Here is a 6485-nt window from a genome sequence, read left to right as displayed (position 1 = left end):
TTATTTATTCAAGGGATATGAACATCACAAATCGATTTGCTGTTAGTTACAACAAAAAGAGATTTGTATCGCCGTTCACACTAATGAATGTTCAGTGGTTATTGGTGCTCGTTAATGTGGGTGTACTAGATAAACAAGGTGTAGTGAGTTGAAATACATACGAGTGAAAGGCTGCACATAAACTGTGTCGGCCCTCGCTCGTTACTATCAATATTGGTTTGGTTTTATATGCAGGGCCATGTAGGGGAGCATGACCTTAGTACCTTATTCAGGACATTATTTTATTGCTTGTAAAATGACAAACTTACCATTAGAGGCAACCGTGGTGCAGTTTTTAAAAATGCGATTTATTTTAACGTGGTAGGCTAAATGTCGATTACCAACGATATGTAATAAACCGCCTTTTTTTAGGCGCTTATGTGCATCAACAAACATTTGCCAAGCGATATGGTCAGTAATGGCTTCACCTTGATGAAACGGAGGGTTACATATCACTAAATCTGGTTCAACATCCGCTGGTAAATTACTCAGGCAATCGTCCCAATGGAAAAAAGCTTGTGGCATTTGTTCAGTTTGAGGATCTTGGGATTGAAGATCTTGAGATGGAGTGTCTAACTCGTTCGCTTGCCAATTATGCTTTGCCGAGGCGATAGCCATATCAGAATCATCCACAAAGTGGATTTGCGCATTGGGATAACATTGCTTTGCGTGCAATCCTAAAATACCGTTACCACAGCCTAAGTCTATAATGTGCTTGAATTCGCCTTTGGGCATGTTGTCGAGCATAATCCTTGCGCCAATATCGAGCTTATTGGCCGCAAATACATTAGCAAGGTTACTGATAGTGAGTTTGAGCTCATCGACATTCCAACTCACCGCTTTCGCTAATGAGCGTTTTTTACCATCGCTAATACAACTAATTACCCGTGTTTTTTTCCACGCTAAACTGGCAGATGCGGGACCTAGATTTTTTTCAATACTGGCCAATAATGCTGGATTGATAGACTTGGCTTTAGCACCAATCAGAATTTGGGTTCCTGCTGGAAGCACCGTTGATAAACGCGCAAGTTGCTGGCCAAAATAGTGTAGGTTTTTCGGTAACTTCATCAGTACTAATTGAATATTTTGTGGCAGTGTTTCGCGGCTGTTTAGCCAATGTATGTTGCTTGATGCGAGTTTGTTGTGTAATAAATTTTGCTGATAACCTAACAAGCTGGTTTTAGCATCCGTTTCGACAAGCAATTCACTGTGTGGGTGTTGCATGGTTAATGCACATGTGAGAGCCCCAAAGTTGTCATTTAGAATGGCGGTAGTGGTTGCTGTTATTTCGGTGTCGATTAAGTACTTTACTAGGTGTTCATCAGCGGCATCCCATGCTTGTAAGTTTGATGCTTGTTGGCTTGGATAACGAAAAAGCTCAAGCTCTATACCTGAACAAGCAAATTGGGTTGTCATGACGGTGTTACCTAATAAAAAGAATATCGATAAAATAGCCAGATATTATCTCAGATAACACTTACTAGCGCGAGGCTTAGGCTTAAACAAGTTGATAGGGATAATTTTGTGGAGTGTCGCTAGTTAACTGATTATCAAAGCTTCCTTGTTTAACTCGTGTTAAGCGACATGTTGAATTTAGGATACAGAACAAGGTGATATTGATTTTTTAACTTTGAAACTAAAACCTAACGTCATGAAAATGGCCGTGCTGCAGAGATGATTGCTATTAATTGCACGCTTCAGTAACATCAATACATTGACTTAAAATAATGGTTTTCAAGGGATATTGATGAAAGGTGCTGGTGGAACGTCAGGTGGAATGGGTCAGTTCTTTATTGGGCTAGTGATGATGTGCGGTGGCTTTTATATGCTATTAAATGCCATTAAAGTGACAAGCTCATTTGGCTTTAGCAGCCATTTATATCAGCTGGGCGGCTTTGGGCTTACCAGTGGAATGGTGATGATACCCTTTATGTTTGGTGTGGGACTGATGTTTTATAATGGCAGAAACATACTTGGATGGTTACTGACATTTGGCTCGTTAGTGGCACTGATTTTTGGCGTGATAAGCTCGATTAATTTTCGATTTTCTTACATGAGTGCATTTGATTTAATCGTTATATTGGTACTTTGTGTGGGGGGTATAGGGTTGTTTTTACGATCGCTGAAAGCGATTGAAAAACGTTACCCTGAGTCTTAATGTTATGTTTATTTAAACCTATTGGTGCTTAACATCCGCTTGTTTGAACATCTATAACAGGGCGTGCGGTGGCTGATGTTACTTGCCTGTAACGTAAATAACATGCAGCAACGCCCGCATCCTCTTTAATGACTCCATGCCAATATACCCATGCAGTTATAGGCAAAGTACTTTTGCGTTGTTGCCAATCACCTTCGGGAATATTCATTAGCATTGCAATACCTGCGGCTGTTCCGTCGGGATAGCCATAAGCTAAGTTAACATTGACCCCATCAATATTAAGCGTCGTAGTAGCAAGTCTTTCTACTCCAGCAATAGCGGCTTTTGAATAGGTTAAGGTCGCAGCTGATTGCATTGCTGTTTCCATCCCTCCCATGGTAGATACAATGGCATCTTTGCGTAAGCTAATGAATTTACTGCTCGCGACAACGGCCAATAAGGCCAAAATAATAATCACAACAACCAACTCTATTAATGTAAAGCCGTGCGATGGTCTTATATTATTTGTCATGCTATTTTTCATTTTATTACTCATGCTGTTTTTCATCTTATTTTTTATTTGATACTAGCATCATTTGTTCGGCGGTCGTAAACCTGCTGTGTCGACGTCTTATTGTTAAGGCATCTACAATGTGGTGTTTTGTTGGTACTATCAGGACATCTTAGTTATATATGCTGGTTAATACTGTGACGAATCCAACGACGACTTCAACAGAGTCTATATCTTCTGCTAAACCTCCTTTAAAACATTCTGTTCTACCTTGGATTTTACAATTTCTGTCTCCTTATCGTACGAAGGTAGTGGCGGCGATTGTATTTCTATTTATTGGGTCGCTTGCATGGCTATCGCTTGGGCAAGGGGTGCGGTTAATGGTCGATGAAGGATTTATTGCCGATAATGCAGGGCGATTGAATGAGATCATGTTGTTTATTATTGCTATTACAGCAATCAGTGGAACTGCGGTTTTCTGTCGTTTTTATCTGATGACTTGGCTTGGTGAGCGGGTTAGTGCTGATATTCGGTTACAGGTTTACAATCATTTATTGTCATTATCGCCAGCTTTTTTTGCGACTCAGCGTACCGGTGAGGTTATTTCACGTTTTACGGCAGACAGTACTTTGTTACAAAGCGTTGTCGGCTCAAGCTTATCTATGGCGTTGCGTTCAAGTGTGACCGTGATTGGTGGCATTGTTATGATGGCATTTACCAGTGTTAAGTTGACGGCATTAGTGCTGCTAGCCGTTCCTTTGGTATTAGGCCCGGTGATCTTTTTTGGCCGAAAAGTCAGAACCTTGTCGCGTAAAAGTCAAGATAGGGTAGGCGATCTTGGCGCTTATATTGATGAAACATTGCATGAAATTCATACTGTTCAAGCGTATACCCATGAGGCTAAAGACCGACAGCTATTTGCTGACAGAGTCGAGGCGGTTATGGATGTGGCTAAAGGCCGTATTATGTATCGTGCGCTGCTTATTTCAACGGTGATGTTTTTAAGCATTGCTGCAATTGCTTTTGTTACATGGATTGGGGCGCAAGATGTGATGTCTGGCAGTATCACCGGTGGCGAGCTGTCTGCGTTTATGTTTTATGCCGTAATGGTTGCAGGTGCTGTAGCCACTATCAGTGAAGTGTTTAGCGAAATTCAACGAGCTTCTGGTGCAGCAGAGCGTTTAATTGAGTTAGTTAAAACACCGATTGATATACCCGAGCAAGTGACCCCCAACCAAGTCGTGCTACCTGTTAAAGGTTTACTTAGTTTTGATAACGTATGCTTTGCTTATCCGTCAGATCTTGAGCAAGACGTGATCCGCCAATTGTCGATGTCGATTACTCCTGGTGAAAGAGTCGCTTTAGTGGGGCCTAGTGGAGCAGGCAAAAGCACCTTATTTGAATTGATGATGCGTTTTTACCAGCCTAAACAAGGGCGGATATTATTAGATGGTATTGATATTTCTACTTTGGCATTGGCAGATTTACGCCAACAGTATGCACTTGTGCCGCAAGAGTCGGTGATTTTTGCCATGAACGTACTCGATAATGTGCGTTATGGTCGCTTAGATGCCAGCGATGAAGAGGTGAAGCAGGCTTGTATTGCGGCTAAAGCGGATGAGTTTATTCGCGAATTTACTGATGGTTATTCGACTTACTTAGGTGAACGTGGTGTGCGTTTGTCGGGTGGGCAAAAGCAACGTATTGCAATCGCAAGAGCGATTCTTGCCGATAGACCAATATTACTGCTTGATGAAGCGACTAGTGCGTTAGATGCGATAAGCGAAATCAAAGTAAAACAGGCTCTGGATTCACTTATGGCCAAACGTACCACAGTGATTATTGCTCATCGTTTAGCTACCGTTATCAATGCAGACCGGATTTTCGTGATAGATAAAGGACAACTAATTGCCAGTGGTACTCACAACGAATTAATGGCCAGCAATGAGCTATATCGCGAATTTGCCAGTTTACAGTTATTGATGGATAACGAGCCGTCATAATGGTTACTGCTTTGTGCAGTGTGTGTGTAATTGAGAAATAAAAAAAGATGCCGAAGCATCTTTTTTATTTTCGAATCAATTAACTTTTTCAAATGACATTAATCGCAGTTTGATAATCAGTTATTGCTCAGGGTTGAGGTAACTTACATAACGTTTAAGCACATTAAGATTTACCTGCTTGGCTCATCTCTTGCTTGCGTAGTACTTACCTAGCTCTTATTTACCTAGCTTTTATTTACGTAGTTCTCGACGCAAAATTTTCCCGACAGCACTTTTCGGTAACTGTTCAGTAAACTCAATAATGCGTGGTACTTTATAAGCAGTCAGTTGGCTGCGGCAGTAATCATTGATCGTCTGTTTGACCGCCTCGATATCCGCTGGCGGCTGTTTTAATACAATCACGGCTTTTACTGCTTCGCCAGAACGTTCATCTTCAACCCCGACGACAGCACACTCTAAAACTAACTCATTAGTTGAAAGTACGTCTTCAACTTCATTAGGATAGACGTTAAAACCAGAAACAATAATCATGTCTTTTTTACGATCAACAATGGTGTGATAACCATCTTCGCTGGCAATGCCAATATCGCCAGTTTTAAAGAATCCGTCTTTTGTCATGACGTTAGCGGTTTCTTGTGGTTTATTCCAATACCCTTGCATAACTTGCGGACCGCGCACTGCGAGTTCGCCAGCTTGACCGATAGCCACTTCATTATCATCCATATCGAGTACATGAACTTCAGTGCCCAATACAGGTTTGCCAATAGTACCGAGGCGTTGATGCCCTGGTGCATTAAGGCTGACAACAGGAGATGTTTCAGACAAACCATAGCCTTCTGAAATCATACATTGGGTGGTTTGTTGCCATAAGTTAGCTGCAACACTCGTTAATGCAGTACCACCCGAAATGGTTATTTTCATTTTACTGAAATCTAAGGCTTTAAATTCTGGCTGATGACATAAGCCAACAAATAGAGTGTTTAAACCCGCAAAGCCAGTAAATGGATAGGCTTTCATGGTATTGATTAGCCCTGCAATATCACGAGGATTGGGAATTAATACTGAACAGCTACCTGATTCAAAATACAGCACCAAATTAACCATAAATGCATAGATATGGTAAATCGGTAATGGCGCGACAAACACATCATGCCCTTCGGTCATGGTGCTAGCAATTCGTGATTTTACTTGACCAGAATTAGCCAAAAGGTTGCCATGATTGAGCATAGCGCCTTTCGATAAACCGGTTGTGCCGCCGGTGTATTGCAGAGCAATTAAATCATCATGGTTAGGTTTTATCGCCTGATAAGGATACTTAGCACCTTCAGTGAGCACAGAGGTAAATGCCACTTTATTAAAAGGGGTTTCAGGCTGAGGTTGCGGTTGGATAAGATCCATTGCGTGGGTCGAAATCACCAACTCTACTGTTGTTTTGTCGATCACGTTAGTTAATGTAGGTAGTAAATCCGACAATACGACTAAGGCTTTTGCACCTGAGTCGTTAAATTGATGAATAAGTTCACGTTCCGTGTACATCGGATTGGTATTGACTAGCACCATACCTGCTCGAATTACCCCATAAGCCGCAATCACAAACTGAGTAATATTAGGCAATTGTATCGCTACTCTGTCGCCTGGTTGCAATGAAGTGCTATGTTGCAAATAACTGGCAAAATCGCGCGAGTTTTGTTCTATTTCGCGAAAGGTAGTGCTTTTCCCAAGACATGCATATGCAACATTATCAGCATACTTGTCACAGGCTTTTTCGATCAAATCAACTATGGATGTGTATTGG

General features: G+C 41.5%; 5 protein-coding genes. 2 read left to right on the top strand and 3 right to left on the bottom strand.

What is annotated here, in order from left to right; genetic code table 11:
- Nucleotides 1-276: 276 nt before the first annotated feature.
- Nucleotides 277-1455: a methyltransferase gene (locus CXF78_RS07195; protein ID WP_059744766.1), complete on the bottom strand. Its 1179-nt coding sequence runs from the start codon at nt 1453-1455 to the stop codon at nt 277-279.
- A gap of 331 nt (nt 1456-1786) precedes the next feature.
- Between CXF78_RS07195 and CXF78_RS07190 the strand changes: the two genes are divergently transcribed.
- On the top strand, nt 1787-2197 hold the full coding sequence (locus CXF78_RS07190; protein ID WP_101088737.1) for a hypothetical protein: 411 nt from the start codon (nt 1787-1789) through the stop codon (nt 2195-2197).
- Nucleotides 2198-2225: 28 nt separating this feature from the next.
- On the opposite strand, the gene CXF78_RS07185 is transcribed toward CXF78_RS07190, so the two are convergent.
- Nucleotides 2226-2708, bottom strand: a complete 483-nt coding sequence (locus tag CXF78_RS07185) for a pilus assembly FimT family protein (RefSeq protein ID WP_167526098.1) — start codon at nt 2706-2708, stop codon at nt 2226-2228.
- Between the two features lie 161 nt (nt 2709-2869).
- On the opposite strand from CXF78_RS07185, the gene CXF78_RS07180 reads away from it, so the two are divergent.
- Nucleotides 2870-4690, top strand: a complete 1821-nt coding sequence (locus CXF78_RS07180) for an ABC transporter transmembrane domain-containing protein (RefSeq protein WP_180957080.1) — start codon at nt 2870-2872, stop codon at nt 4688-4690.
- A gap of 231 nt (nt 4691-4921) precedes the next feature.
- Here CXF78_RS07180 and CXF78_RS07175 read toward each other — a convergent pair.
- On the bottom strand, nt 4922-6485 hold a 1564-nt coding region (locus tag CXF78_RS07175), incomplete at its 5' end, for an AMP-binding protein (protein WP_102036393.1).

The organism is Shewanella sp. 11B5 (assembly GCF_002836795.1).
Lineage (GTDB): Bacteria > Pseudomonadota > Gammaproteobacteria > Enterobacterales > Shewanellaceae > Shewanella > Shewanella frigidimarina.
Note: the sequence above shows the minus strand (reverse complement) of the source record. Positions and strands in the feature narration are given on the sequence as shown.